This is a genomic window from Streptomyces sp. NPDC059989 (genome assembly GCF_042736975.1).
In the GTDB taxonomy this organism is placed as follows: Bacteria; Actinomycetota; Actinomycetes; order Streptomycetales; family Streptomycetaceae; genus Streptomyces.
Genome location: NZ_JBHWUO010000047.1, coordinates 34,978 through 56,696 on the forward strand (window position 1 = coordinate 34,978; position 21,719 = coordinate 56,696).

General features: G+C 72.8%; 25 protein-coding genes. 9 read left to right on the top strand and 16 right to left on the bottom strand.

What is annotated here, in order from left to right:
- Positions 1–13: 13 nt before the first annotated feature.
- From ACFWBN_RS31130 to ACFWBN_RS31145, 4 genes are read left to right on the top strand one after another with little or no spacing between them, the layout of a single operon-like run.
- On the top strand, positions 14–487 hold the full coding sequence (locus ACFWBN_RS31130; protein WP_385182192.1) for an SRPBCC family protein: 474 nt from the start codon (positions 14–16) through the stop codon (positions 485–487).
- The gene (locus ACFWBN_RS31135; protein WP_385182195.1) at positions 484–1,329 is read left to right on the top strand and encodes an alpha/beta fold hydrolase; all 846 of its coding nucleotides are present in this window, start codon (positions 484–486) and stop codon (positions 1,327–1,329) included. Before ACFWBN_RS31130 ends, ACFWBN_RS31135 begins: the two co-directional genes overlap by 4 nt.
- Positions 1,326–2,012 (top strand): 4'-phosphopantetheinyl transferase, encoded by a 687-nt coding sequence (locus ACFWBN_RS31140; protein WP_385182198.1) that lies wholly within the window; start codon positions 1,326–1,328, stop codon positions 2,010–2,012. The genes ACFWBN_RS31135 and ACFWBN_RS31140 overlap by 4 nt, the downstream gene beginning before the upstream one ends.
- Positions 2,013–2,021: 9 nt before the next feature.
- Positions 2,022–2,495, top strand: coding sequence for a GNAT family N-acetyltransferase (locus ACFWBN_RS31145; RefSeq protein WP_385182202.1), 474 nt, complete (start codon positions 2,022–2,024; stop codon positions 2,493–2,495).
- 42 nt (positions 2,496–2,537) lie between these two features.
- On the opposite strand, the gene ACFWBN_RS31150 is transcribed toward ACFWBN_RS31145, so the two are convergent.
- From ACFWBN_RS31150 to ACFWBN_RS31175, 6 genes are all read right to left on the bottom strand, one after another.
- On the bottom strand, positions 2,538–3,731 hold the full coding sequence (locus ACFWBN_RS31150) for an enoyl-[acyl-carrier-protein] reductase FabV (protein ID WP_385182205.1): 1,194 nt from the start codon (positions 3,729–3,731) through the stop codon (positions 2,538–2,540).
- Between the two features lie 263 nt (positions 3,732–3,994).
- Positions 3,995–4,375, bottom strand: a complete 381-nt coding sequence (locus tag ACFWBN_RS31155; RefSeq protein WP_385182208.1) for a hypothetical protein — start codon at positions 4,373–4,375, stop codon at positions 3,995–3,997.
- A gap of 177 nt (positions 4,376–4,552) precedes the next feature.
- Positions 4,553–5,551 carry an AraC family transcriptional regulator gene (locus ACFWBN_RS31160; RefSeq protein WP_385182211.1) on the bottom strand — a complete coding sequence of 333 codons (999 nt, stop codon included), beginning with the start codon at positions 5,549–5,551 and terminating at the stop codon, positions 4,553–4,555.
- A 99-nt stretch (positions 5,552–5,650) separates the two neighbouring features.
- Positions 5,651–6,145, bottom strand: a complete 495-nt coding sequence (locus ACFWBN_RS31165; protein ID WP_385182213.1) for a DUF1772 domain-containing protein — start codon at positions 6,143–6,145, stop codon at positions 5,651–5,653.
- A complete protein-coding gene (locus ACFWBN_RS31170) occupies positions 6,142–6,777 on the bottom strand; it encodes a hemerythrin domain-containing protein (protein ID WP_385182216.1) in 636 nt (211 codons plus the stop codon). Before ACFWBN_RS31170 ends, ACFWBN_RS31165 begins: the two co-directional genes overlap by 4 nt.
- Before the next feature lie 102 nt (positions 6,778–6,879).
- A complete protein-coding gene (locus tag ACFWBN_RS31175) occupies positions 6,880–7,707 on the bottom strand; it encodes an NAD(P)H-binding protein (protein ID WP_385182219.1) in 828 nt (275 codons plus the stop codon).
- Positions 7,708–8,038: 331 nt separating this feature from the next.
- Between ACFWBN_RS31175 and ACFWBN_RS31180 the strand changes: the two genes are divergently transcribed.
- Complete coding sequence (locus ACFWBN_RS31180) at positions 8,039–9,031, top strand: AMP-binding protein (RefSeq protein WP_385182221.1); 993 nt, start codon at positions 8,039–8,041, stop codon at positions 9,029–9,031.
- A gap of 94 nt (positions 9,032–9,125) precedes the next feature.
- Here ACFWBN_RS31180 and ACFWBN_RS31185 read toward each other — a convergent pair whose 3' ends face one another.
- The 4 genes from ACFWBN_RS31185 to ACFWBN_RS31200 all read right to left on the bottom strand — a co-directional run bounded on the left by ACFWBN_RS31185 (position 9,126) and on the right by ACFWBN_RS31200 (position 13,285).
- Positions 9,126–9,938 (bottom strand): SDR family NAD(P)-dependent oxidoreductase, encoded by an 813-nt coding sequence (locus ACFWBN_RS31185; RefSeq protein WP_385182223.1) that lies wholly within the window; start codon positions 9,936–9,938, stop codon positions 9,126–9,128.
- A gap of 305 nt (positions 9,939–10,243) precedes the next feature.
- Positions 10,244–10,465, bottom strand: coding sequence for an acyl-CoA carboxylase epsilon subunit (locus ACFWBN_RS31190; protein ID WP_385182226.1), 222 nt, complete (start codon positions 10,463–10,465; stop codon positions 10,244–10,246).
- Positions 10,462–12,036 carry an acyl-CoA carboxylase subunit beta gene (locus ACFWBN_RS31195; RefSeq protein WP_385182228.1) on the bottom strand — a complete coding sequence of 525 codons (1,575 nt, stop codon included), beginning with the start codon at positions 12,034–12,036 and terminating at the stop codon, positions 10,462–10,464. The genes ACFWBN_RS31190 and ACFWBN_RS31195 overlap by 4 nt, the downstream gene beginning before the upstream one ends.
- 31 nt (positions 12,037–12,067) lie before the next feature.
- On the bottom strand, positions 12,068–13,285 hold the full coding sequence (locus tag ACFWBN_RS31200) for an aminotransferase class V-fold PLP-dependent enzyme (protein ID WP_385182231.1): 1,218 nt from the start codon (positions 13,283–13,285) through the stop codon (positions 12,068–12,070).
- Positions 13,286–13,627: 342 nt separating this feature from the next.
- Here ACFWBN_RS31200 and ACFWBN_RS31205 point away from each other — a divergent pair, with 342 nt between their 5' ends.
- Together ACFWBN_RS31205 and ACFWBN_RS31210 are read left to right on the top strand one after the other, a co-directional pair.
- Positions 13,628–13,801 (top strand): hypothetical protein, encoded by a 174-nt coding sequence (locus tag ACFWBN_RS31205; RefSeq protein WP_385182234.1) that lies wholly within the window; start codon positions 13,628–13,630, stop codon positions 13,799–13,801.
- A gap of 136 nt (positions 13,802–13,937) precedes the next feature.
- Positions 13,938–14,759, top strand: a complete 822-nt coding sequence (locus ACFWBN_RS31210) for a BTAD domain-containing putative transcriptional regulator (protein WP_385182236.1) — start codon at positions 13,938–13,940, stop codon at positions 14,757–14,759.
- Positions 14,760–14,793: 34 nt separating this feature from the next.
- On the opposite strand, the gene ACFWBN_RS31215 is transcribed toward ACFWBN_RS31210, so the two are convergent.
- The 3 genes from ACFWBN_RS31215 to ACFWBN_RS31225 all read right to left on the bottom strand — a co-directional run bounded on the left by ACFWBN_RS31215 (position 14,794) and on the right by ACFWBN_RS31225 (position 17,883).
- On the bottom strand, positions 14,794–15,564 hold the full coding sequence (locus tag ACFWBN_RS31215; protein ID WP_385182239.1) for a 4'-phosphopantetheinyl transferase family protein: 771 nt from the start codon (positions 15,562–15,564) through the stop codon (positions 14,794–14,796).
- Between the two features lie 20 nt (positions 15,565–15,584).
- Positions 15,585–16,553, bottom strand: coding sequence for an SRPBCC family protein (locus ACFWBN_RS31220; protein WP_385182241.1), 969 nt, complete (start codon positions 16,551–16,553; stop codon positions 15,585–15,587).
- Positions 16,554–16,620: 67 nt separating this feature from the next.
- Positions 16,621–17,883: a helix-turn-helix domain-containing protein gene (locus ACFWBN_RS31225; protein ID WP_385182244.1), complete on the bottom strand. Its 1,263-nt coding sequence runs from the start codon at positions 17,881–17,883 to the stop codon at positions 16,621–16,623.
- A gap of 240 nt (positions 17,884–18,123) precedes the next feature.
- Between ACFWBN_RS31225 and ACFWBN_RS31230 the strand changes: the two genes are divergently transcribed.
- The gene (locus ACFWBN_RS31230; RefSeq protein WP_385182247.1) at positions 18,124–18,261 is read left to right on the top strand and encodes a hypothetical protein; all 138 of its coding nucleotides are present in this window, start codon (positions 18,124–18,126) and stop codon (positions 18,259–18,261) included.
- A gap of 30 nt (positions 18,262–18,291) precedes the next feature.
- Here ACFWBN_RS31230 and ACFWBN_RS31235 read toward each other — a convergent pair whose 3' ends face one another.
- Positions 18,292–18,717 (bottom strand): SgcJ/EcaC family oxidoreductase, encoded by a 426-nt coding sequence (locus ACFWBN_RS31235; RefSeq protein WP_385182250.1) that lies wholly within the window; start codon positions 18,715–18,717, stop codon positions 18,292–18,294.
- Positions 18,718–18,776: 59 nt separating this feature from the next.
- On the opposite strand from ACFWBN_RS31235, the gene ACFWBN_RS31240 reads away from it, so the two are divergent.
- Positions 18,777–19,325 carry a flavoprotein gene (locus ACFWBN_RS31240; RefSeq protein ID WP_385182253.1) on the top strand — a complete coding sequence of 183 codons (549 nt, stop codon included), beginning with the start codon at positions 18,777–18,779 and terminating at the stop codon, positions 19,323–19,325.
- Positions 19,326–19,344: 19 nt separating this feature from the next.
- Here ACFWBN_RS31240 and ACFWBN_RS31245 read toward each other — a convergent pair whose 3' ends face one another.
- The gene (locus ACFWBN_RS31245; protein WP_385182256.1) at positions 19,345–20,520 is read right to left on the bottom strand and encodes an epoxide hydrolase family protein; all 1,176 of its coding nucleotides are present in this window, start codon (positions 20,518–20,520) and stop codon (positions 19,345–19,347) included.
- A gap of 29 nt (positions 20,521–20,549) precedes the next feature.
- Positions 20,550–21,371, bottom strand: a complete 822-nt coding sequence (locus ACFWBN_RS31250; protein ID WP_385182259.1) for a BTAD domain-containing putative transcriptional regulator — start codon at positions 21,369–21,371, stop codon at positions 20,550–20,552.
- Positions 21,372–21,719: the final 348 nt, after the last annotated feature.

Sequence of the window (21,719 nt, forward strand, 5' to 3'; positions counted from 1 at the left end):
TGGAGGCTTCGACATGACGACGTACGACCTGATCGACGAGGCGGTGATAGACGCCCCGGCGGACGCCGTCTGGGACGCGCTCGTCGCCGAGTTCCGCGGCGCCGAGAAGTGGTGGGTCCCGGCCAACACGTTCACCACGGTCTCCGGCGCCCCCGACGAGGTGGGCGGCGAGGTCGGCGTGACGGTGCACACCAAGGGCTCCGACAAGGGCGGGCTGAAGCTGCGCTTCACCTCGCGCACGGTGGCGGTGGAGCCGGGCCGCCGCCTGGACATCGAGTACGTGTCCGGGGTCTTCCGGGGTCCCAGCACCTTCCGCCTCGAACCCCTGGCGGACGGCCGCACCCGGATCTCCATGCACTTCGTCGGCACCCCCCACGGCTGGCTCAAGCTGCTCTCCAAGGTCGCCGACCTGGGCGCCGAGCACTCCAAGGGCACCCTCGCCGCCTTCGAGTCCCTGGGCCGGCAGCTGTCGGCGGTGCCGCGGTGACCACGGCCCCGTCCTCCCCGAACACCACCCACGAGCTGACGGTCCGTACGGACGACGGCGCCGACCTCGCGGTCACCGTCCTCGCCCCGCTGGCGGGCACGCCCTCGGCCGCCGACGTGGTCCTGGTGCACGGCTGGGCGCACACCCGCCGCGTCTGGGGCACCGTCGCGGACCGGCTGATCCGGGCCGGGCACCGGGTGGTGCTGTACGACCAGCGCGGCCACGGTGCCTCCACGCTCGGCCGCACTCCGGTCTCGGTGGAGCGGCTGGCCGCGGACCTGGCGGCGGTGCTCGGCGAGACGGACGCCCGTGAGTCGGTCGTCGTCGGCCACTCGGGCGGCGGGTTCGCGGCCCTCTCGTACGCGGCCACCTCGCCGTCGGCGTCACGGCTGCGCGGGCTGGTGCTGCTGGGCACGGCGGCGCACGGCCAGGACACCCCGGACAGCGAGGTGAAGATGATGGGCAGCGCCGTCTTCTCCAAGGCGCTGCGCCGCCCGTGGCTCGGCCGCAAGCTGCTCGGCTCGACGATGGGCAAGGACGTGGACCCGGTGGTCCGCGACGTCAACCGGCAGCTGTTCGCCGCGGCGGTCCCCCGGGTCCGGGCGGAGTTCTTCCGCTGCACCCGCGGCTGGGACGTCCGCGAGGCGCTGAAGTCCGTCACGGTCCCGGCGGTGGTCCTGCACGGCGAGCTCGACAAGGTCATCGACATCGCCCTCGCGCAGACCCTCGCGGAGGTCGTCCCCGGCGCCCGCTTCGAAGCCGTCCCGGACGCGGGCCACATGCTCCCGCTGGAGCGCCCGCTCCTCGCGGTGTCGGCGGTGTCGGAGCTCGCCTCGCGATGATCGAGGAACTCCTCCCCCCGGGCGTCACGTCATCGGAAGCCTTCGACGACGCGGCGCCCGCTCCTCTCTTCCCCGCCGAGGCGGCGCTGATGGAGGGCCGCAGGGAGCGGCGGCGCCGCCAGTTCGCGACCGCCCGCGCCTGCGCCCGCCGCTGCCTCACCGAGCTCGGCCGCCCGCCCGTCGCGCTGCTCCCGGGCCCGGGCGGAGCCCCCCGGTGGCCGTCGGGCGTGGTCGGCAGCATCACCCACTGCGAGGGATACCGCGCGGCGGTGGCCGCCCCGGCCTCGGCGGTGGCGGCCCTGGGCATCGACGCCGAACCGGCGGGCCCGCTCCCGGAGGGCGTCCTCGCCCTGATCACCTCCGCCCCGGAACGCGCCCACCTGGCCGCCCTGGCCACGGCCTACCCCTCCCTCCCCTGGGACCGCATCTTCTTCTCCGCGAAGGAGGCGGCGTACAAGGCCTGGTACCCGGCCACCGGCATCTGGCTGGGCTTCCGCGAGGCCACCCTCGCCCTCTCCCCCGAGGGCACCTTCACGACGACCCTCCACCCCTCGGTCCCCCCGCCCGTGGACCCGGTCTACGAGGGCCGGTGGCTGGCCGGCCGGGACCTGGTCCTGACGGCGGTGGCCCGCACGGTCCGCGCCCCGGCACCCGCGATGATCTCCACGCCCGGGCCCTCGTAGGGTGCGTCCATGAGCACCACACCCCTGCGTCTGGTCCCGGTCACCGCCGACAACCTCGACGCGGCCTGCGCCATATCCGTCCGGCCCGACCAGCAGCACCTGGTCTCGCCGGTGGTCAAGTCCCTGGCCGAGGCGTACGTCCACCCCGATGTCGCCTGGCCCCGGCTCATCGTCGACGGCGACGAGCCGGTCGGCTTCGTCATGGCCTTCCTCGACATCGCCTGGAACCCGGCCGTGGACCCGGCCGACATCCGCTCGGGCATCTGGCGCCTGAACATCTCCGCCGCCCACCAGGCCAAGGGCTACGGCCGCTTCGCCGTCCGCGCCGTCACCGACGAGCTGCGCCGCCGCGGCACCGAGCACGCCTACGTCACGTACGACACGGGCCCGGGCAGCCCGGAGCCCTTCTACGCCGGCCTCGGCTTCCGCCCGACGGGCGAACTCAGCGGCGACCAGGTCGTCGCATCCGCCCCGCTGACGTAGACCCCTTGAGGCGAGTCGAACGGGTGGGGACCGCGAGGCCGCTCAGGCTCCCGGCGCCGGCCAGGCCATCGTGGTCTCCGCGGGCCGCGCGTAGTCGACGCCCTCGACACCCCACCCGTACAGCTCGCGGATCTGTCCCATGAACCAGTCCGCTCCGCCCCGCGCGCGCTCCAGTCCGGCCTCCGGGTCGGCCCACAGCTCGCGCACCCGGTCCTGGACCTCGTCGTCCAGCTCCCAGCCGTCCAGCCGGATGCGGCCCGGCACGTCGAGGACGAGCGGGGCCGCCCCCGTCAGCTGCTCCCACAGTGCGCCGGCCTGCTCGGCCGTCGTACGGAACCCGTCTCCGAGGACGGTCCGCAGGAACGCCGTGTACAGGGCGATCGAGGGGATCGCGCTCGACGCCTGGGTGACGGCCGCGCCCGCGACCGCGGTGAACGCCCGGCCCTTGTCTCCCAGTTCGGCGTCCAGCTGCCCGGCGGTCCGCTCCAGGTGCTCCTTCGCCGCGCCGATCGTGCCCTGCCGGTAGATCGGCGCCGTCAGCTCCGAGCCGATGTAGGTGAGTGCCGCGGTCGTGAACCCGTCGGCCAGCAGGCCGCGCCCGGCCAGGGCCTGGACCCACAGCCGCCAGTCCGCGCCGCCCATCACCTGCTCCGTCGCGTGGCGTTCCTCGTCGGTGGCCGCCTCCAGAGTCACCTGTCCGACCTTCGGGTCGTCACCGGAGAAGTCCAGCGCCGGAGCCTCGTACGGCCCGCCGAGCGGTTTGATCACCGAGTGGTGGACCGTGCCGGTCGCCGGGTCGGTGCGGCGCGGAGCCGCCAGGCTGTAGATCAGGTAGTCGACCTTGCCGTACCGCTCCTCCACCAGGTTCAGCACCTGCTCCTTGCCCGCCTCCGCGAACGCGTCGGTGTTGACGAAGGCGAAGTCGCGGCCGGCGGCCCGGGCCAGGGCGTCGGCGGCCGCGGTGCGGTACCAGCCCGCCGTGGCCGTGCGCCGTTCGGTCTCCGCGCCCTCGAAGGCGACACCCACGCCCCGTATGCCGTGCCGGCGCAGCCCCGTCAGCAGCGTGGCCAGCCCGTACCCGGCGCTGTGGCCGAGGAGCAGTACCACCGGAGCGCTGCCGTCGGCGCGTGGCGGGATCTGCTCCCACATCCGGTGGACGGTCTGGGCGGCCCCGTCCGGGTGGGAGTTGACGACGAGGAAACCGCGCTGCTTCGGGTCGATGTGGCGAAGGGTCACAGTGCGTCCATTCCGTATCGGTACGAGCCGGGCGAGGAGGGTAGGTACGCCGGCTCACATGTCCCTGTACGGGGAGCGTATCGACGCCCTTGCCGGCGACCCGTGCCTGCTCGGCACGGAGATCACGCCCGGGCGTTGTCACCTTCGGCATTGACGATGCCCCTTCCCCGTGGGCGTCGGCCGTCTCGTGTGAAGCGCATGGCCCCGGCTCCTCGGCGCGTTCTCTCCGCCGTGGAGCCGGGGCCATGCGGTGCGGCGGATGCCTAGCAGCTACGCCACTCCGCGCTGGTGCTTCCGTTGAACTGCTTGCCCGGATCGGCCCAGACGTCGATGGGCCTGGTCGCGCCGGCCGGGCCCACCTGCGGGCTCTGCTTGGAGCCGCCGCCTATGTAGTAGAACTTGATGAAGGGACACCGGCCGTCGGCCTTGGCGTCGTAGATCGTCCCCGTGGCGTGGTTCCCGCCGCACATCTCGCCGCTTCCGCCGCCCTCGCCGCGGTGGGAGTTCCAGGGCGAGCACGCCTTGACCGACGTCGCGACGCCGTCGGCCGACTCCGCCGCCGACGCGCTCGCGGTGGGCACCGCCAGTGTCGAAACCGCGAACAGGCCGCCCGCAAGGGCTCCGAAGATCCTCTTCCTGGTCACTGGTGCGTCCTCTCCATCTGGGGTCCCGCGACCCCTCGATGGACTTGTATCGGGTGCCTGTGTCCACTTGCGCGCAAATGGTGTCAGTACGGCCGAACTTCGACACGAAACAGCCCGATAGACCTTCTTGACGCGCACAGGACAGAAGCCGGAACGGTGGTTCGCAGCGGTGCGGGCTCAGCGCACCGGCAGCACCACCGTGCGCGGCGGCCGCGCCGCCTCCGGCGGGGCGGCCGGGACGGCGCCCGTGCGGAACTCCTGGGGGCTGACGCCCCGCACCCGCTTGAAGGCCGTCGACAGGGCGAAGGCCGAGCCGTAGCCCACGCGCCGGGCCACCGTCGCCACCGTGGCGTCCGGTTCGCGCAGCAGGTCGGCGGCGAGCGCGAGGCGCCAGCCCGTCAGGTAGGCCACCGGCGGCTCGCCCACGACGTCGGTGAACCGGCGCGCCAGGGAGGCCCGCGAGACGCCGACCTTCAGGGCGAGCTCCTCGACGGTCCAGCCGTGGGACGGGTTCTCGTGGAGCAGCCGCAGGGCGGGGCCGACCACCGGGTCGCTCTGCGCGCGGTACCAGGCGGGGGCGCCGCTGCCGGGCGCCGCCAGCCAGGTGCGCAGGACCCCGATCAGCAGCAGGTCGAGGAGCCGGTCCAGGACGATCTCCTGGCCCGGTTCGTCCTTGGAGATCTCCGAAGTCAGCAGGGTGACCAGGGTGTTGTCGGCGGCCTCGGCCGGACGGACCAGGATGGTCGGCAGCGCGCTCAGCAGCCGGCGGCCGATCTCGCTCGGCGCCTGGTAGGTGCCGCTCAGCATCACCGCGGAGCCGGCGTCCTGGAAGGCGTCGCCCCAGGTGCGCACGCCGAGCGCCATCGTGTCGGTGACGTCCTCCCCCTCCTCGGTGCTGCACCGCTGCTCCGGGCCGACGGTGATCTGGACCGGGGTGTCGGGGGCGTCCGCGACCGTGTACGGATCGGGGCCCCGTACGACGGCCACGTCTCCCGGCCGGATCAGGACCGGGGCGGCCTGGTGGGGGATCAGCCAGGCGTCGCCGTGCACCATCGTGACGACGGAGATCGGGGCCCGGTCCTCGACGCGCAGCGACCAGGGCGGGTTGAAGACGGACTTGAGGAGGAAGGCCCCACGGGCTTTGGGACCCTCCAGCAGACCGGTCAGCGTGTCCATGCCCTCATCCTCTCCGACAGCGCTGCGAAGCGCCCGCTCTCCCGCGGGGGACGGAAAGAGAGCGGGCGCCGATCGCGGGGAAGAACCGGTCTGGACGGCCTAGGCCGCCGAACCGCGGCCGTGCAGCGTCAGCGCCCGGCCCAGGGCGGCCAGGGCCGCCGTACAGGCCACCGTGCGGACGACGTTGCCGGAGGTCCAGCGGCCGCCGAAGCGGGAGCGGGCCGCGGCGGCGTCGGCGCCGGCCCGGGCGAGCTGGTTGTTGAGGGGGATGTTCACGACCGCGGTCACGGCCAGCGACAGGCCGTACAGCGCGAAGGCCAGCCAGCCCCAGCGCGCCGCGTCCGGGCGGCCGCCGCGCTGCTGCTGCGCGGCCGCGACCCCGGTCGCCAGGAAGGCGCCCAGGAAGAGCAGGCCGAACAGGCCGTTGTCGATCGCCTCGTTGATGTTGCGCATGGCGGTCACGTAAGTCTGGTCGTCGCCGCGGCCGAGGCCCGGCATCACCGAGATGTCGAAGGCGAAGTAGAGCCCGGCCATCAGGCCGGTGCCCACCGTCGCGGCCACCAGGGTCACGGACTGGGTCGTCGTGCCGGTCACTTGAGGATTCCCTTCAGCGTGCGTGCGTAGCGCCTCTGCAACAGCGTCGCACCGATCAGCCGGACGGGCGGCGGAATGGTCGCGGAGACGTGTGCGACCGACTGGCGGGAGGCGCCGTCGAACATCCACGGCTGGAGGTACGTCATCACGCGCATCGGCGCGCTGGAGACGACCTTGCGCTCCTCGGCCAGGTAGGCGCGCTCGCCGAGCCGGTCGAAGACGGGGAAGACGATCCGCTCCTCGTCGCGGAGGTGGTCGCGCAGCACGCCTTCGAAGGTCTGCGCCGCACGGACGAGGTCGTCGCCGCGGCGGTCGATCGCCGTGGACACGGCGGCCATCGCGGCGTCCAGCTCCTCGTGGTCCTCGTGCAGTTCACGTGCCTGTGCGTCGAAGTCGGCGTCCCGGCGGCGCAGTCCGGGCCACAGGACGTCGTCCTCGCTGATGTGGTGCCATTCGATGACCTCGCGCAGCCGCTGCCACCACTCGGCTCCCGCGCCGTTCCATACCGGGGCCGCGGCGCGCAGCCGGGCCGCGTCGCGTCGCATCGCTATGTGCATCAGGGCGAATCCGTGGAAGTACGGGGGCAGCGATTCCAGTCCGTGTTCGCTGGAGTACGTCCGGGGCGTGGGCATGGGAACCTCCTGTGCCCCGAGTACCGGGCGGCGGCCGTACCAGAGTCGCCGCCCGGTCAAGGAGCGAAAGGGATGGAGCGGGTGGTGAGGCGGGTCGTGTGGTCAGACGTTCCAGACTCCGGCGGCCGCGGCGTCGCGGGCGAAGTCCGCGAAGTCCCTGGGCTTGCGGCCCAGGGCCTCCTCGACACCGTGCACCAGGTGCGCGTTGCGGCCGTCGAGGATCATGGTGAAGAGGTCGGCGAACTCCTCGGGGAGGTCGTTCTCGCGCAGGACCGCGCGGTACTCCTCGTTGGTGACGGGAATGAACTTGATCTCGCGCCCGGTGGCCTTCGACAGCTCGGTGGCGACATCGCTGTAGCTGAGCAGGCGCGGGCCGGACAGCTCGTAGGTCTTGCCGATGTGCTTGTCGTCGGTCAGCGCGGCGACCACGACGTCGGCGATGTCGTCGGCGTCGACGAAGGCCTCCACGGCGTCCCCCGTCGGCAGGGCGATCTCGCCGGCCAGTACGGGCTCCAGGAAGAAGCTCTCGGAGAAGTTCTGGTTGAACCAGCTGGAGCGGACGATCGTCCAGTCCGCGCCGGAGGCCTTCAGGTTCTCCTCGCTGACCTCCGCGGCCTCCTCGCCGCGGCCGGACAGCAGCACCAGGCGGCGCGCACCGTTGTCCACGGCCACCTTGGAGAATGCGCCGACCTGCTCGGCGGCGCCCGGGAAGGCGAGGTCGGGGTAGTAGGTCACGTACACCCGGTCGACGCCCTCCAGCGCCGGAACCCAGGTGGCGGGCTCGTTCCAGTCGAAGGCGGGCTCGCCGGAGCGGGAGCCGATCCGGACCTGGCGGCCGAGAGCGGTGAGCCTCTCCGCGACGCGCCGGCCGGTCTTGCCGTGACCGCCGATGACGAGGGTGATCTGCGTGTTCTGCGCGTTCTGAGTCATGAGTACAGTCAAGTCCAGTCTCGCGAGACGGGCCATAGCCACAAAGCTCAGTTCCATATGCGTGCGTCTACGAGTGGTCGCTCGGAGCGGACGAGGAGCGTGTGGCTTCGGCATGAGCCCGAGAATCGTAGGCATGCCTCCAGAGGGCGGGCCAGGGCGTCCCGAGCGGTCTTCGACCCCTCGTGGACCGGCTTTCGAGCAGGTCTTGAGCGGCCCCTGACCCGCCCCTGACCCACCCCCGACCGGTCCTCTACGGCAGGACTTGAGCGGTTCTCATGTCTCCCCCGGCACCATCGGGCCCTGGAGCATCGACCCGCCGCTGGGAGGCCGCATGAACGCCACTCCGGACCATCCGGAGCTCGACCGGTTGTCCGCCGACCTGGCAGGTCTGCTCGGACGGATCGGGCTCGACCCGTCCGGCGAGTGGCCCGCGCGCCGGGACCGCATCGACATCCGCTTCGCGGCCTCGGCCGCACGCCATCCGGGCCGGGTCGCCGCCCGCGACGCGGAGGGAGAGGCGACCTATCTCGAACTGGAGTGGATGGCGGACGACATCGCGCGGCGCCTGTCGGGGCGGACCGGCCCCGGCTCCGCCGTCGCCGTCCGCGCCCAGCGCTCCCGCATGGCGGCCGGCGCCGTGGTCGGCGCGCTGCGCGCCGGGGCGGCGGTGCTGCCGCTGGAGCCCGGGCACAACGCGGGCCTCCAGGAGTTCCTGATGCGCGACGCCGGCGCCGAGATGGTCGTCTCGGACGGCGGACTGCTGCGCGACGAGATCCCGGTGGCCAAGGCGGGCCGGTTCGTCATCGCGGTACGGCCGGAGATGGCGATGCGCCGCGAGATCCCGCCGAAGACGGCCTTCCTGGCGCTCCCTTCGGGCGGCGACCCGGGGCGGGCCCTGGCCGTGCGGCCCGTGACCCACATGGACGTGCTGTCCTGGGTGGACGCCTGCCTCCCGATGCTGGAGTCGGGTCCGGACGACGTGTGGACGTACTTCCACTCCATGACCCTGGACCTGGGCATGCGCGAGATGTGGGGTCCGCTGCTGTCGGGCGGACGCACCGTCGTCGTGGACCGGGACACCGCCTCCGACGCGCCCGCCTTCGTCCGGCTGCTCGCGGAGCAGGAGGTGACGGTGGTGACGCAACTGCCGTCCGCGTTCGCACGGCTGAACGCGGCGGCGCGCGGCACCGCCCTGCCGGCGCTGCGGCACGTCCTGCTGTCGGACGAGCCGGTGGACGGCGCGGTGCTGGCCGACTGGCGGTCCGCCGGGATCGCCCCGCGGGCCCTCGCCTGGGACGTGTCGGGGTCGCCGTCGGTCCTGTGAGGAGCCGGGCGCGAACGGCCGAGAGGGCCCCGGACGGTGAACCGTCCGGGGCCCTCTCCCCTGCCCGTCCCCGCGGGGAACCGCGGGCGCGGCATCAGTAGTTCCCCAGCCCGCCGCACACGTTGAGCGCCTGGGCGGTGATGGACGCGGCCAGGTCGGTGGTCAGGTAGCCCACCAGGCCGGCCACCTCCTCGGGGGTGGAGTAGCGGCCGAGCGGAATCTTGGATTCGAGCTGCTCCTGCACGTAGTCCTCGGTGGTGTCCCACACCTGCGCGTAGCCGCTGCGCACGGCCGCCGCCATGGGCGTCTCCACGTAGCCGGGGCAGACCGCGTTGACGGTGGTGCCGGTCGGCGCGAGCTCCTTGCCGAGGGCCTTGGTGAAGCCGACGACGGCGTGCTTGGAGGCCGAGTAGGGGGCGCCGAGCAGCACCCCCTGCTTGCCCGCGGTGGAGGCGATGTTGATGATGCGGCCCCAGGGCTCGGCGCCGAGGCCGCCGCTGCCCAGCACCTCGCGGGTCAGCAGGAAGACGCTGTTGAGGTTGGTGTCGATGACGTCGTACCACAGCTCGTCGGTGATGCCGGCGGTGGCGCCGCCGCCGCTGCGGCCCGCGTTGTTGACCAGGATGCTGACGGGCGCCCCGTACGCCGCCACGGCCGCGGCGACCAGGCCCTCGACGGCGGCCCGGTCGCGTACGTCGGCGGCCGCGCCCTCCACGTCCAGCCCCTCGGCCTGGAGGTCCGCGACGGTCTGCTTGACCTTGGCCTCGGTGCGGGCGCAGACGAACACCCGGTGCCCGCGGGCCCCCAGGTCCCGGGCGACGGCCAGCCCGATGCCGCTGGTGGCCCCGGTGACCAGGGCCACGGGCCGCTCGGGGGCCTTGTCCATCGCCTTCACCGTCATCCTCATCCCTCCGTCGCTCGCCTCTGCTTGTGGAGCGTGTCGCAGGGAACTCGTGGCGCGGCTGAAGTGGGATGGAGGCGGCCCCCGCGGCCCGATGCACGTCCGGCCCGCTGGACGTCCGGCTAGTGCTGTGGCCTGGAAGGTTTGCCGGGTCGCGGTGTCCGGTGCGGTGCATCGCAAGGCGGAGGACCGCGGCTCGTACTGGACGTACTTGCGTGGTCCGACAACGCGGCGAGGTGCCGTGCCTGGGGGTACCTCCCAGCGGTAGCTGGGGGAGCGTCGCGACCCGGTGAACCTTCCCGGCCACAGCACTAGCGCTGCCGCCAGCTGCCCGCGCCGCGGAACCCGCCCGCGGGGGCGCGGTCCCAGCCGGCGGCCGCCGTGCGCGGCGGCTCCGGCGGCTCGGGAGCCCCGGATCCGTTCAGCAGCAGGGCCGTCAGGACCGCCAGGACGGCGGCCGTCTCGTCCTCGTCGGGGTCCCCGCCGAGGATCCGCCACGTCTGCGGCGCGTCCGCCGCCTCCCCGGCCGTCATACCGGCGGGTTGCCGTGCTTGCGCGACGGCAGGTCGGCGTACTTGGTGCGGAGCATGGCCAGGGCCCCGACGAGCACCGAGCGGGTCTCCCCCGGATCGACGACGTCGTCGACTAGCCCGCGTTCGGCGGCGTAGTAGGGGTGCATGAGCTCGGTCGTGTACTCCTTGATCTTCTGTGCGCGCATCGCGTCGGGGTCGGCGGCGGCGGCGATCTCACGGCGGAAGATGACGTTCGCCGCGCCCTCCGCTCCCATCACCGCGATCTCGTTGGTCGGCCAGGCCAGCGCCAGGTCCGCGCCGATGGAGCGCGAGTCCATGACGATGTACGCGCCTCCGTACGCCTTGCGCAGGACGAGCGAGATCCGCGGCACGGTCGCGTTGCAGTAGGCGTACAGCAGCTTCGCGCCGTGCCGGATGATGCCGCCGTGCTCCTGGTCCACGCCCGGCAGGAAGCCGGGCACGTCGACGAGGGTGACCAGCGGGATGTTGAAGGCGTCGCAGAACTGCACGAAGCGGGCCGCCTTCTCGCTCGCGTGGATGTCGAGCACCCCGGCGAGGCTGGCGGGCTGGTTGGCGACGAAGCCGGTCACGTGCCCGTCCATCCGGGCGAGCGCGCACACCACGTTGGTCGCCCAGGCCGGCTGGACCTCGAAGTACTCGCCGTCGTCGACGATCTCCTCGATGACCTTGCGGATGTCGTACGCCTGCTGCGGGTTGGCCGGGACGAGGGCGGACAGCGCGTCGGTGCGCCGCTCGGCCGGGTCGTCGGTGTGCTCGCGCGGCGGTGTCTCGCGGTTGTTGGCGGGCAGCAGCGAGAGCAGGTGCCGTACGTCCTCCAGGCAGCTCGGCTCGTCCTCGTAGGCGAAGGCGGCCACTCCGGAGATCGCGGCGTGCACGTCCGCGCCGCCGAGGCCGTTCTGGGTGATCTCCTCACCGGTCACCGCACGGACCACGTCCGGACCGGTGATGAACATCTGCGAGGTGTCCCGCACCATGAACACGAAGTCCGTCAACGCGGGCGAGTACGCGGCGCCACCGGCACACGGGCCCAGCATCACGCTGATCTGCGGGATGACGCCGGACGCCTTGGTGTTGCGCTGGAAGATGCCGCCGTAGCCGGCGAGCGCGGAGACGCCCTCCTGGATACGGGCGCCCGCGCCGTCGTTGAGCGAGACCAGGGGCGCGCCGGCCGCGAGGGCCAGGTCCATCACCTTGTGGATCTTCTCGGCGTGCGCCTCGCCGAGCGCGCCGCCGAAGATGCGGAAGTCGTGCGCGAACACGAAGACGGTGCGGCCGTCCACGGTGCCCCAGCCGGTGACGACGCCGTCGGTGTAGGGCTTCTTGCCCTCCAGCCCGAATCCGACGGCGCGGTGCCGCCGCAGGGCCTCGATCTCGTGGAACGAGCCCTCGTCGAGCAGCAGGCCGATCCGCTCGCGTGCGGTGAGCTTGCCCTTGGCGTGCTGCCGTTCGGTGGCCCGCTCGTCCGGGCCGGCCACCGCCTGGGCCTTGATGGCGGCCAGTTCCGCGGCACGGTCGAGGGCCGGCAGGGGTGGCGCGTCGCTGATGGTCATGGGGCTCCTCCAGGTCTGAAGTTGGCGGGTCTCAGGTCGCCCGGTGCAGCGTGAGGTGGCCGCGCCGCCTGACCGGTCGCGCGCGGTACGGGGACGGCGGGCCGAAATCGGCTGCTTCGACGGCTCCGACGGCTTCTGCGATTCCGGCGGGGGCTGCGGCCCGCCGCTCCTCCAGCAGGACCTCCCCGAGCGCCTGCCGGAAGCGGTCGATGTCCTCGGCCGTGTTGTCGCGGTGGACGGACGCGCGGAGCGCGGTGGCTCCGTCCTGCCCGGCCGGGTGCAGCGGGTTCTCGTGCGCGACGGTCTTCCACAGGACGACCCCGCGCCGGGCCAGGCCCCGGCGGATGGCCGCGGCGGGGATCTCGCCGTGCCGGAAGGCGAGGATGCCGGCCTGCTCCGGTCCCGATGCGAGCAGTTCCATCCCGGGTGTCCCCTCGACGGCGGCGCGCAGCCGGGGCAGGAGGTCCTCGTACGGGTGGTCCCCGTACGGGAGAGAATCCGCGTCGGTGTGCCGGGCGAGGGCGGTGTTCAGCGCGGCGACGGCGGCCGGCGCGGGCGCCTGCGCGAGGCCGTCCCACAGGCCGGGGACGACGTACGCGAACCCGACGCCCTGCGGGCCGCGCAGGAACCTCCAGCCGTCCGCGGTGAGCAGGTGGCAGCCGGTGCGCGCGGCGTCGACGGGGAGCTGGCCGACGGAGTGGGAGGCGTCGACGGCGTAGCGGGCCCGGTGGCCGGCGAGGAGCCGGCCGACGGCCTCGACCGGGTTGACGGTTCCGCAGGCCGAGGAGACGTGGACGACGGAGACGAGGGCGACGTCCTCGTCGAGGTGGGCCCGCATCCAGTCCAGGTCGAGGCCGCCGTCCGCGCGCAGCGGGACGACCTCCAGCGCGCACCGGGTGCGGTCGCGCAGGGCGTGGAGGGCGGTCAGGTTGGCGACGCCCTCGTGGGGCGTCGTCCAGATCCGGTCGCTCGGGCCGAGGGCGATCCCGGAGACGACGGCCTCGAAGGCCTCGGCCGCGCCGGCGGCGAGCACCGTGTCGCCGGCGGGAACGCCCAGCAGGCCGCCGATGCGCTCGTGGACCTGCGTGTGCAGGACGTCGCCGAGGCTCTCCTCCAGCGCGGCCTGCCCGAAGCGGTCGTCGAGGGCGGTGCAGTCGGCGAGGACGGCGAGGACGTCGTCCGGCATGCGGCCCGTGCCCGCGGTGTTCAGGTGGGCCGTTCGTTCCCCGTGGTACGTCGGCGCGTTCATGTGAGGGGCCTCCCCCCGCTGTCGGGGCCGCCGCACGTTCACGGCCCTCATGTACCAAGCATTGCCAACAGGCTTGGCAATACATTGCCCAGCGGTTGGCAGCTTTGGCAATATCGGGCAACGGCCGCTCCGGCGAGACTCTAGTTCCAGGCCCCTTGGCAACTCTTGGCAATGCCCTTTCCGACCCCTTTCCCGTCAACTTCCCTGCAGGTCAGAGCACTTTCAGCGGGCTCCTCCACTCCACCTCAAGCGATTGCCGAGCGAATTCCAAGCAGGCGTTGCCAAGCTTCTTGGCAGAGGACTTGCCAAGAAGAATCAAACAGTTGCCACGGAGGAGTCACCATGAAGAACATCGCCCGCCTCGTCGCCACCGCCGCCCTCGCCTGCGCCGCCGTTCTCACCGCGGGCGGCGCCGCCCAGGCCGACGGCGGGGACATCGACTGGCCCGTAGCGCCGACCTCGACCACCGCCCCGGCTGCCGGCGGCCCGGCCACCGGACAGATCGACTGGCCGTAACCGAAGGTGGCTCGAAATCCACTAAAGGAAAGGGATGGAAAACGTCTACCCCGGCTAGCGTGCGCGGCACGGGGGCAGTTCCTTCGCCACCGGTGGCAGAAATGCCGGGTGACTCGACGAGTGCGGAGGGAAGACCGTGAGGATTCAGGTTCTGGGTCCGTTGAGTGCCGAGGTCAACGGGGGATCCATCGTTCCGACCGCGGGAAAGCCGAGACAGGTGCTGTCGCTCCTCTCGCTGTATCCCGGACGCGTCATACCCGTTCCCACGCTCATGGAGGAAATCTGGGGAACCCAGCCGCCGCAGAGCGCGCTGACCACCCTCCAGACGTACATCCTCCAATTACGCAGGAAACTGGGCACCGCGATGGGCCCCGACGCCCCGGGCGGCGCCAAGGACGTGCTGGCCACCCGGCACGGCGGCTATCTGCTGCAGATCCCCGAGGAAAGCGTCGACGTACACGACTACGACCGCCTCGTCCGCGAGGGCCAGTCCGCCTTCGAATCGGGCGACGACCAGGTCTCCGCCGCCCGCCTGCGGGCCGCGCTGGACCTGTGGCGGGGCCCGGCACTGGTCGACGTACGGGTCGGGCCGATCCTCGACATCGAGGTCATGCGCCTGGAGGAGAGCCGCCTCGTCACGGTGGAGCGGCGGATCGACGCCGACCTGAGGCTCGGCCGGCACTCCGAACTCATCGCCGAACTCACCGAGCTGACCGCCCGCCACCCCCAGCACGAGGGACTCCACTCGCAGGTCATGGTCGCGCTGTACCGGTCGGGGCGGCAGGCGACGGCCCTGGACGTGTACCGCAGGCTGCGGGCCCGGCTGATCGAGGACCTCGGCGTGGAGCCGTCACCCCAGCTGCAGCGCCTGCACCAGGCCATGCTGGCCGTCGACCCGCAGCTCGACGTGCTCGCCGGACCGCGGCACACCTCGACCTTCGACCTCTTCGCGGCCTAAACCGCCGAGCCGACCCACCCGCCACCGGGGCCGGTCAGGGGCGCGCCCGGTGCGCCTCGCTCACCAGGTAGCGGTCCTGGACGAGATGGGTGGCGAAGCTCCACTCCCCGGCCACGGGCCGCGCGTCCTGCGCGTCCGCCGCCTCCGTCAGGACCACGCGGCCCCGGCCGTCGAGGCCGAAGCCGAAGGTGGAGAAGCGGCGGCGCCCCCCGTGCCCGAGCGCCTTGGTGTAGGCCTCCTTCAGGGTCCACAGCCACAGCAGCCGCGCCCGGCGCTCGCCCTCGGGCAGCGCGTCGAGCACGGCCGCCTCCTGCGCCGTGCACACGTGGCCGCGCAGCAGCCCTACGGAAACGGCCCGGTCGGCGGGCTCCACGTCCACGCCGATCGGCCCGGTGCGGCTGACACCGACCACGATCAGCTCGCCGGCATGCGCCAGGCTGACCTCCACCCCGGCGCTCTGCCCCCGCAGGACGGGCCGCCCGCCCAGCCCGTAGTCCAGGTCCAGGGTCTGCGCGGGCACTTCCAGGGCGGTGGCGGCGGTGTACTTCATGACGAAGCGCGATACGGCGAACCGCATCCGCCCGGCCGCGGCCGGCGTCTGCCGGAAGCGCGGCCAGTCGTCCCCGAGCAGCGGGCGCAGCGCCGGGTCGAGCAGCACGGCGGTCAGCCACTGGCCCCAGGTGGTGCAGACGACTGCCCGGCCCACGTCGTCGAGCCGGTCGCCCACCTCCTCCCAGGGGCCCTCGGGGCCGGGGACGTACAGGGGCGCGTCGAGAGCCTCCGCGGCCGGCCGGGCGGATGCCATCCAGGGCCTCCCTCTCGTACTCATCGCAGCCGGCGCACGGTGGTGGTGGTCTGTGCCCGCCACTTGGCCAGGCGCAGCGTCTCGGTGCTCGCCCGCCCCAGCCACGTCCGCACGTACCGGCGCGCCTCCACGAGGCCGGTCGCGGTCCCCGGGACCTGCCGGGCGGCCTCGTCCCGCAGCATCACCTGCCGGGCGCAGACGACCCGTACGCCGTCCCCCTCCGGGATCAGGGACCATTCGCCGGTGTGCGCGGCGATCGGCTCGGGCGTCACCAGCTCCTTGAAGACGATCCGGGCGGCCGAGGGGAAGCACAGCCGCACCGCCCGGGTGGCGGCCGTCCGCCCGTCGGGGGTGGCGCAGGTGTCCACGGCGGCCACCTGCACGCCGGGCACGTCCTCGACCACGCTCACCGACTCCACGTGCGGGATCCGCTCCGGCCAGTCCTCGATGTGGTGGAGGAAGTCGTAGACCAGCTCGGCGGGGCCGTCGACGTGCACGCTGTCCTCGAAGGACAGCAGCAGTTCGTCCAGGCGCTCCCAGCGCTCGGCGGCCGCCTTGAGGTGGGCGAGCTGCGCGGCCTGTTCCGCCTCCCACTCCTGGCGGCTGCGCGCGGTGGCGGCGGCGGGCAGGGCCTCCACGGTGTGCTCCTGGCGCAGCGTCACGAGGGATTCGGCATCCCCGCGCGCCTCGACCGTCCAGGTGCCGGTCGTCGGCGCGCCCGGGCGGACGGTGTCCTCCTGCTCGAACTCGACGGTCCTCGACCCCGGGTGCAGCATCCGGCGCAGGTGGAAGGACCGGACCCGCTCGCCCGCCACGTCCCACAGCCGCAGCCGTTCGCGGACGCCGTCGAAGTCGATCCGCTCGACGTGGACGGGCGAGGGCAGCAGGAGGGGCCAGCGCACGGCGTCGGCCAGCAGCCCGTAGACCACACCGGCCGGGGCGGCGATCCACGCCGTCCGCTCGCTCGCGTGCACGCGCTGCGACGACATGAGAGGCACCTCCCCTGATCGTTTGTGCGGGTGCGCCCAAGCCTGCACCAGGGGACTCGAGCCTTCCTCAACCCCCGAAGGCCGGGACCGGACCGGTCCGGCCCGCCTGCCCCGCCTGCCCCGCCTGCCCCGCCTCGGTCAGCGCATCGGCCAGCACCCGCCAGATCTCGGCCGCGAGGTCGATGTTGGCGTCCTCCTGGGCCTGCTGGGCCAGGGCGCGCAGCCCCTGGATGCCGGAGGGGTCGCCGCCGAGGATCAGCAGCTGATGGCGCAGGATCTCCAGCCGCACCTGCCCGCGGTACGTCATCCTCGGCTGGTCGGCGGCCAGTTCGCCGAGCAGGGCGCGCGCATCGTCGTAGCGGCCGGTGGCGAAGGCGAGATCGGCCTTGAGGGCGGTCAGGTCCTGCCGCAGGGCCGGTGTGCCCACGAAGGCGAGGGCGGCCTCGGCCTCCTCGGCGCGGCGCCGCGCCTGTACGGGGTCGACGGGCATCTTCTGGAGGTGCAGCCGGCCGGTGGCCAGGCGCAGCCGGATCCACAGGATCAGGTCCTCCTGGCTGCCGAACCGGTCGAGGGCGTCGTCCAGGCAGGCCTGCGCGCCGGGATAGTCGCCCTGGCGCATGCGGACGGCGGCGGCGGTCCACATGGCCTCGGCCCACAGCGCGTCGGAGCGGCCCTCGACGAGGGCGGTCAGCTCGTCCGCGTGCACCCGGGCCTCCCCCATCCGGCCCGCCTCGGCCTGTACGGAGACGAGCGCCAGCAGGGCGGCGGCCCGGTCCTCCACGCCCAGCTCCTCGCGCAGCGCGATCCGGTGCGCCTCGACGGCCGCGTCCACGGCCGGGTTGATCTCGCCGATGGAGCGCAGGCAGCGGGCGAGCCGGGTCAGGCCGCGGACCCGCAGCTCGCTGACGCCCACTTCCTCGCCGAGCGCGACCAGTTGGGAGAGCCGCTCCCGCTCGACCGCGTGGTCGCCCTGGACCCGGGCGGCCCGGGCGAGCAGCCACAGCGCCTGCCAGCGCAGTACGGGGCTCTCGTGCCCCTCGGCGGCCAGGGCCTGGCGCAGCGCCTCGATGGCGTCGGGTGACCCGGTCGACGCCGCGAGGGTCAGGGCGTGGGCCAGGGAGCCGGTCGCCGGCTCCTCGAAGTCGGAGGCGTCCAGGCCCAGTCGGCCGGCCAGGTAGCCCACGGCCCGGTCGGTGGGCTGACGCGCCCCGGACTCCAGGCGGGAGAGGTAGCCGGTGGACATCCCCTCGCCGGCCAGCGCGGTCTGCGACAGGCCCTGGGCCAGCCGGAGCTTCCTCAGGCGGTGTCCGAACGCGGGCTGTCGCAGCATGAGCATCCCTGAGGTCGCGGGCAAGGAATCTGTCGGGAACCGGCACCGAGCGTAGGGTCCCCGGCAACAGCCGGGCAAACCTTTGCCACGGATTCCCGACCGGTCTCGTCCCGACCTCGTGCGGACCTCATGCACTCGTCGAGCGGTCCTCGAGTCCGTCGAGGCAGACTCTCCAGAATCCGGCCGTCCGACCGGCCGGCGCCCTGTTCTTCTCGTGTATTCAGCGCCTTGGAGTCGACGATGAGGCCATCGGTGTGCGCATCCCGCGCGTCCTGGACGCCCGCAGCACACACCCCGGCCCCGGCAGCCACCGGCCGCTCCTCCTGTACGCCGCAGGACGAGCAGCCGGACGACGACATCGGCTGGCCGAAGACGTGACCCGCGACACGGCCCGGGACGTGGCCCGAGCTACGCCGGGTCCTCGACCACCACCTGCGTGTTCTGGCACGCCGTCAGCAGCCAGCGGCCGTCCTGCGCCCGAGTCAGCACGTACAGCGGAGCGCCCTCGCCGCTGTCCCCGTCCGCCCCGTGGTAGACCTGGCGCACCTTCACCGCGGCCACGTCCGGGCGCAGGAACTGCGTGTGGACGATCTCGTAGGTGACCTTCCCGTCCCAGCTCGCCGCCGGCAGCACCGCCCGCGTGAACTCGGCTATCGCGTCGTATCCGATGAGGACCTTCCCGTGCGCGGTGGTCCACAGCGCGTCCGGGTGGAAGAGGGCGAGGAAGCCCTCGGCGTCCTTGGCCTGCTGCGTGCGCTCGACGGTGGCGACGACCTCCGCGATCGCCCGGACTGCCGCTGCCTCTGCCTCTGTGGTGAGTTCGTTTTCGCTCATGGATCCGATCATGCTTCCTCAAGCATGGTTGAGGTCAAGCAATATGATCATATGACCGTATGACCACGAGGATTCTGTACCTGTTCTGCTCCGCCGCCCCGCCCGTCTTCGACGTGGCCCACGTGATCGAGGACGCCCAGGCCCGCGGCTGGGACGTGTGCCTCGGTCTCACCCCCACCGCGGCGCACTGGCTGGCCGGAAGCCTCGACGGACTCGCCGCCCTGACCGGCCACCCGGTGCGCTGGCAGTACAAGCTGCCCGGGGAGGACGACGTATGGCCGCCGGCCGATGCCCTGGTCTTCGCCCCCGCCACCTTCAACACGGTCAACGCCTGGGCCCTCGGCCTCACGGACCGCTTCACCGTCGGTGTCGCCGCCGAGGCGATCGGCAAGGGCACCCCCGCCGTCGCCATGCCCTGCACCAACACGGCCCTCGCCGCGCACCCCCAGTTCGACCAGTCCCTGGCCGTCCTGCGCGCCGCCGGGGTCGAGGTCCTGTTCGGCGACGGCGGCTTCATCCCCGGCCCGGCCGGCCAGGACGCCCCGCCCCACTTCCCGTGGCCCGCCGCCCTGGACGCCATCTCCCGCGCGGGCACGGCCCAGGCCTGACCCGGAAAAACACCGGGGGTCAGCGCGGCAGCGGACGGAAGAAGGCCCGCACGTCCTCGACGAGCAGCTCCGGCACCTCCATCGCGGGGAAGTGCCCGCCCCGGTCGTACGAGGTCCAGCGCACGATGCGGTCCGTCCGGGCGGCAACGTGCCGCAGCGGAATGAAGTTGTCCCGGGGGAAGTCGGCGAGGGCGGTCGGCGTCCGCGACACCTCGGGCGGCTGCCCGGCATAGTCGGCGTGCGCCCGCTCGTAATAGATCCGGGCGGCGGAACCGGCAGTCCCGGTCACCCAGTACAGCATCACGTTGGTCAGCATCTGGTCCCGGTCGATCGGGCACCGCGGATCGCTCCACTCGGCGAACTTCTCCCCGATCCAGGCCAGCAGCCCGACCGGCGAGTCGTTCAGCCCGTACGCGAGGGTCTGCGGCCGGGTCGCCTGGATGTCGGCGTACCCCTGCCGCTCGCGCGCCCAGCTCCGGTACCGCTCCCAGCTGGCGACCGTCCGCTCCCGCTCATCGGGACTCAGCGCGGCCAGCTCCTCGGGCCGCGGCTCCTCGGTGGCCCCGCCCCCCGGCAGCAGGTTCAGGTGCACCCCCACCACCCGCTCGGGCCGGATCCGCCCCAACTCCCTGGAAACGGCGGCCCCCCAGTCACCGCCCTGAACCCCATATCTCTCGTACCGGAGCCGCTCCATCAGCACCCCGAAGGCCCGCGCGACCCTCTTGAACTCCCAGCCCGCCTCGGCCGTAGGCCCGGACGGCCCGAAGCCGGGAATGTGCGGCATCACCAGGTGGAAGGCATCGGCGGGATCCCCGCCGTGCGCCCGCGGATCGGTCAGCGGACCGGCGACCCGCTGGAACTCGACGAACGACCCCGGCCACCCGTGCGTCATCAACAGCGGCCTGGCACCCGGCTCGGGCGACCTCACGTGCGCGAAGTGCACGCGCGCTCCGTCGATGACGGTGGTGAACTGCGGCCAGGCGTTCAACCGCGCCTCGGCCGCCCGCCAGTCGTACTCCGAGCGCCAATAGCCAACGAGCTCTTTCATCTCCCCGAGCGGAATCCCGTACGCCCATCCCGCCCCGGGCAGCTCGTCGGGCCACCGCACCCGCGCCAGCCGCTCCCGCAGGTCGTCCAGTTCCGACTGCGCCACGTCGAGCCGAAACTCCCGCAGCCCCTCACCAAGATCGCTCACACACCATGCTAAGCCGCCAAGCCGCACGCTCAGACGGCATACAGATCAAAGGTCGACCCCCGCTTGGGCCCCGCCTGCACGTCCAGCGCCGGATCCACCGTCAGCATCGCCTGGTGCAGCCGCTGCAGCTGCGGCGACGGCTCCACGCCCAGGTCCTCGATCAGCCGCCCCCGCAGCCTGCGGTACACGTCGAGGGCCGTCGCCTGCCGCCCCGACCGGTACAGCGCGACCATCGCCTGCGAGTGCAGCCCCTCATGCTGCGGATGCCGAGCGATCAGCTCCGTCAACTCGGCCAACAACTCCGTATGCCGCCCCAGCCGCAGATCGACATCGATCCGCCGCTCGACGGTGACGAGCCTGCTCTCCTCCAGCCGCATGACCTCGATCTCCAGGATCGGCCCGGCCCGTACGTCGACCAGCGCGGGCCCCTGCCACAGCGCGAGCGCCGCCCGGAGCATGGCCGCCGCGCTCTCGTCGTCCCCCTGCTCAAAAACACTATGACCCTGCGCCACAAGCCTCTCGTACTCATGCACGTCCACGGACTCGGCCGGTATCTGCAACAGATACCCGCCGTGCCGCGTGACGAGCACGTCCTTCACACCACCGGGCCCACCGGGCCCCATGGCGGTACCGAGCCGCCGGCGCAGCTGGAGTATGTACGTCTGCAGCGTCGTCAGCGCACTCTGCGGCAGGGCAGTCCCCCAGATCTCCTCCATGAGGGTGGGAACGGGCATCACGCGCCCCGGATACAGGGCAAGAAGGGCCAGAATCTGCCTGGGCTTGCGGGCGGTCGGAACAATGGATCCCCCGTTGACCTCGGCACTCAACGGACCCAGAACCTGAATCTTCACGTTCTCCTCCCCCAAGTCGTCGTCGAGTACGGGGGGCACGCTAACCCCACCCCACCCCCACCACCGGTTTCCTCAAGCCCCCTTCAAGCCCCTATCCAGCCCCGCCGCCACCCAAGGCGCCGGGCCCAAGGCGGAGCCCCGATCTTTGAGCCGCACGGGCCACCCAGCCGCACCACAATCCAGCCCCGCCGGCGCTTGAGGCGACCTTCAGCCCCGCCGGCGTTTGAGGCGCGGGGCCCGGGGCGGAGCCCCGATCTTTCAGCCGCACACGGCCCCCCCCCCCCCCCCCCCCAACCACCCCCCCCCCCCCCAGCCGCCCCCCCCGCCGGTGGCGCGACCGTGGGCCCC

Excerpts from the sequence above, each read along its gene's own strand:
- ACFWBN_RS31230 (WP_385182247.1), top strand. The coding sequence starts at position 18,124 with ATGAGGCCATCGGTGTGCGCATCCCGCGCGTCCTGGACGCCCGCAGCA.
- ACFWBN_RS31190 (WP_385182226.1), bottom strand. The coding sequence starts at position 10,465 with ATGACGGCCGGGGAGGCGGCGGACGCGCCGCAGACGTGGCGGATCCTC.
- ACFWBN_RS31130 (WP_385182192.1), top strand. The coding sequence starts at position 14 with ATGACGACGTACGACCTGATCGACGAGGCGGTGATAGACGCCCCGGCG.
- ACFWBN_RS31180 (WP_385182221.1), top strand. The coding sequence starts at position 8,039 with ATGAACGCCACTCCGGACCATCCGGAGCTCGACCGGTTGTCCGCCGAC.
- ACFWBN_RS31195 (WP_385182228.1), bottom strand. The coding sequence starts at position 12,036 with ATGACCATCAGCGACGCGCCACCCCTGCCGGCCCTCGACCGTGCCGCG.
- ACFWBN_RS31170 (WP_385182216.1), bottom strand. The coding sequence starts at position 6,777 with ATGCCCACGCCCCGGACGTACTCCAGCGAACACGGACTGGAATCGCTG.
- ACFWBN_RS31200 (WP_385182231.1), bottom strand. The coding sequence starts at position 13,285 with ATGAACGCGCCGACGTACCACGGGGAACGAACGGCCCACCTGAACACC.
- ACFWBN_RS31225 (WP_385182244.1), bottom strand. The coding sequence starts at position 17,883 with ATGCTGCGACAGCCCGCGTTCGGACACCGCCTGAGGAAGCTCCGGCTG.
- ACFWBN_RS31145 (WP_385182202.1), top strand. The coding sequence starts at position 2,022 with ATGAGCACCACACCCCTGCGTCTGGTCCCGGTCACCGCCGACAACCTC.
- ACFWBN_RS31220 (WP_385182241.1), bottom strand. The coding sequence starts at position 16,553 with ATGTCGTCGCAGCGCGTGCACGCGAGCGAGCGGACGGCGTGGATCGCC.
- ACFWBN_RS31235 (WP_385182250.1), bottom strand. The coding sequence starts at position 18,717 with ATGAGCGAAAACGAACTCACCACAGAGGCAGAGGCAGCGGCAGTCCGG.
- ACFWBN_RS31240 (WP_385182253.1), top strand. The coding sequence starts at position 18,777 with ATGACCACGAGGATTCTGTACCTGTTCTGCTCCGCCGCCCCGCCCGTC.
- ACFWBN_RS31175 (WP_385182219.1), bottom strand. The coding sequence starts at position 7,707 with ATGACTCAGAACGCGCAGAACACGCAGATCACCCTCGTCATCGGCGGT.
- ACFWBN_RS31140 (WP_385182198.1), top strand. The coding sequence starts at position 1,326 with ATGATCGAGGAACTCCTCCCCCCGGGCGTCACGTCATCGGAAGCCTTC.
- ACFWBN_RS31185 (WP_385182223.1), bottom strand. The coding sequence starts at position 9,938 with ATGAGGATGACGGTGAAGGCGATGGACAAGGCCCCCGAGCGGCCCGTG.
- ACFWBN_RS31160 (WP_385182211.1), bottom strand. The coding sequence starts at position 5,551 with ATGGACACGCTGACCGGTCTGCTGGAGGGTCCCAAAGCCCGTGGGGCC.
- ACFWBN_RS31205 (WP_385182234.1), top strand. The coding sequence starts at position 13,628 with ATGAAGAACATCGCCCGCCTCGTCGCCACCGCCGCCCTCGCCTGCGCC.
- ACFWBN_RS31215 (WP_385182239.1), bottom strand. The coding sequence starts at position 15,564 with ATGGCATCCGCCCGGCCGGCCGCGGAGGCTCTCGACGCGCCCCTGTAC.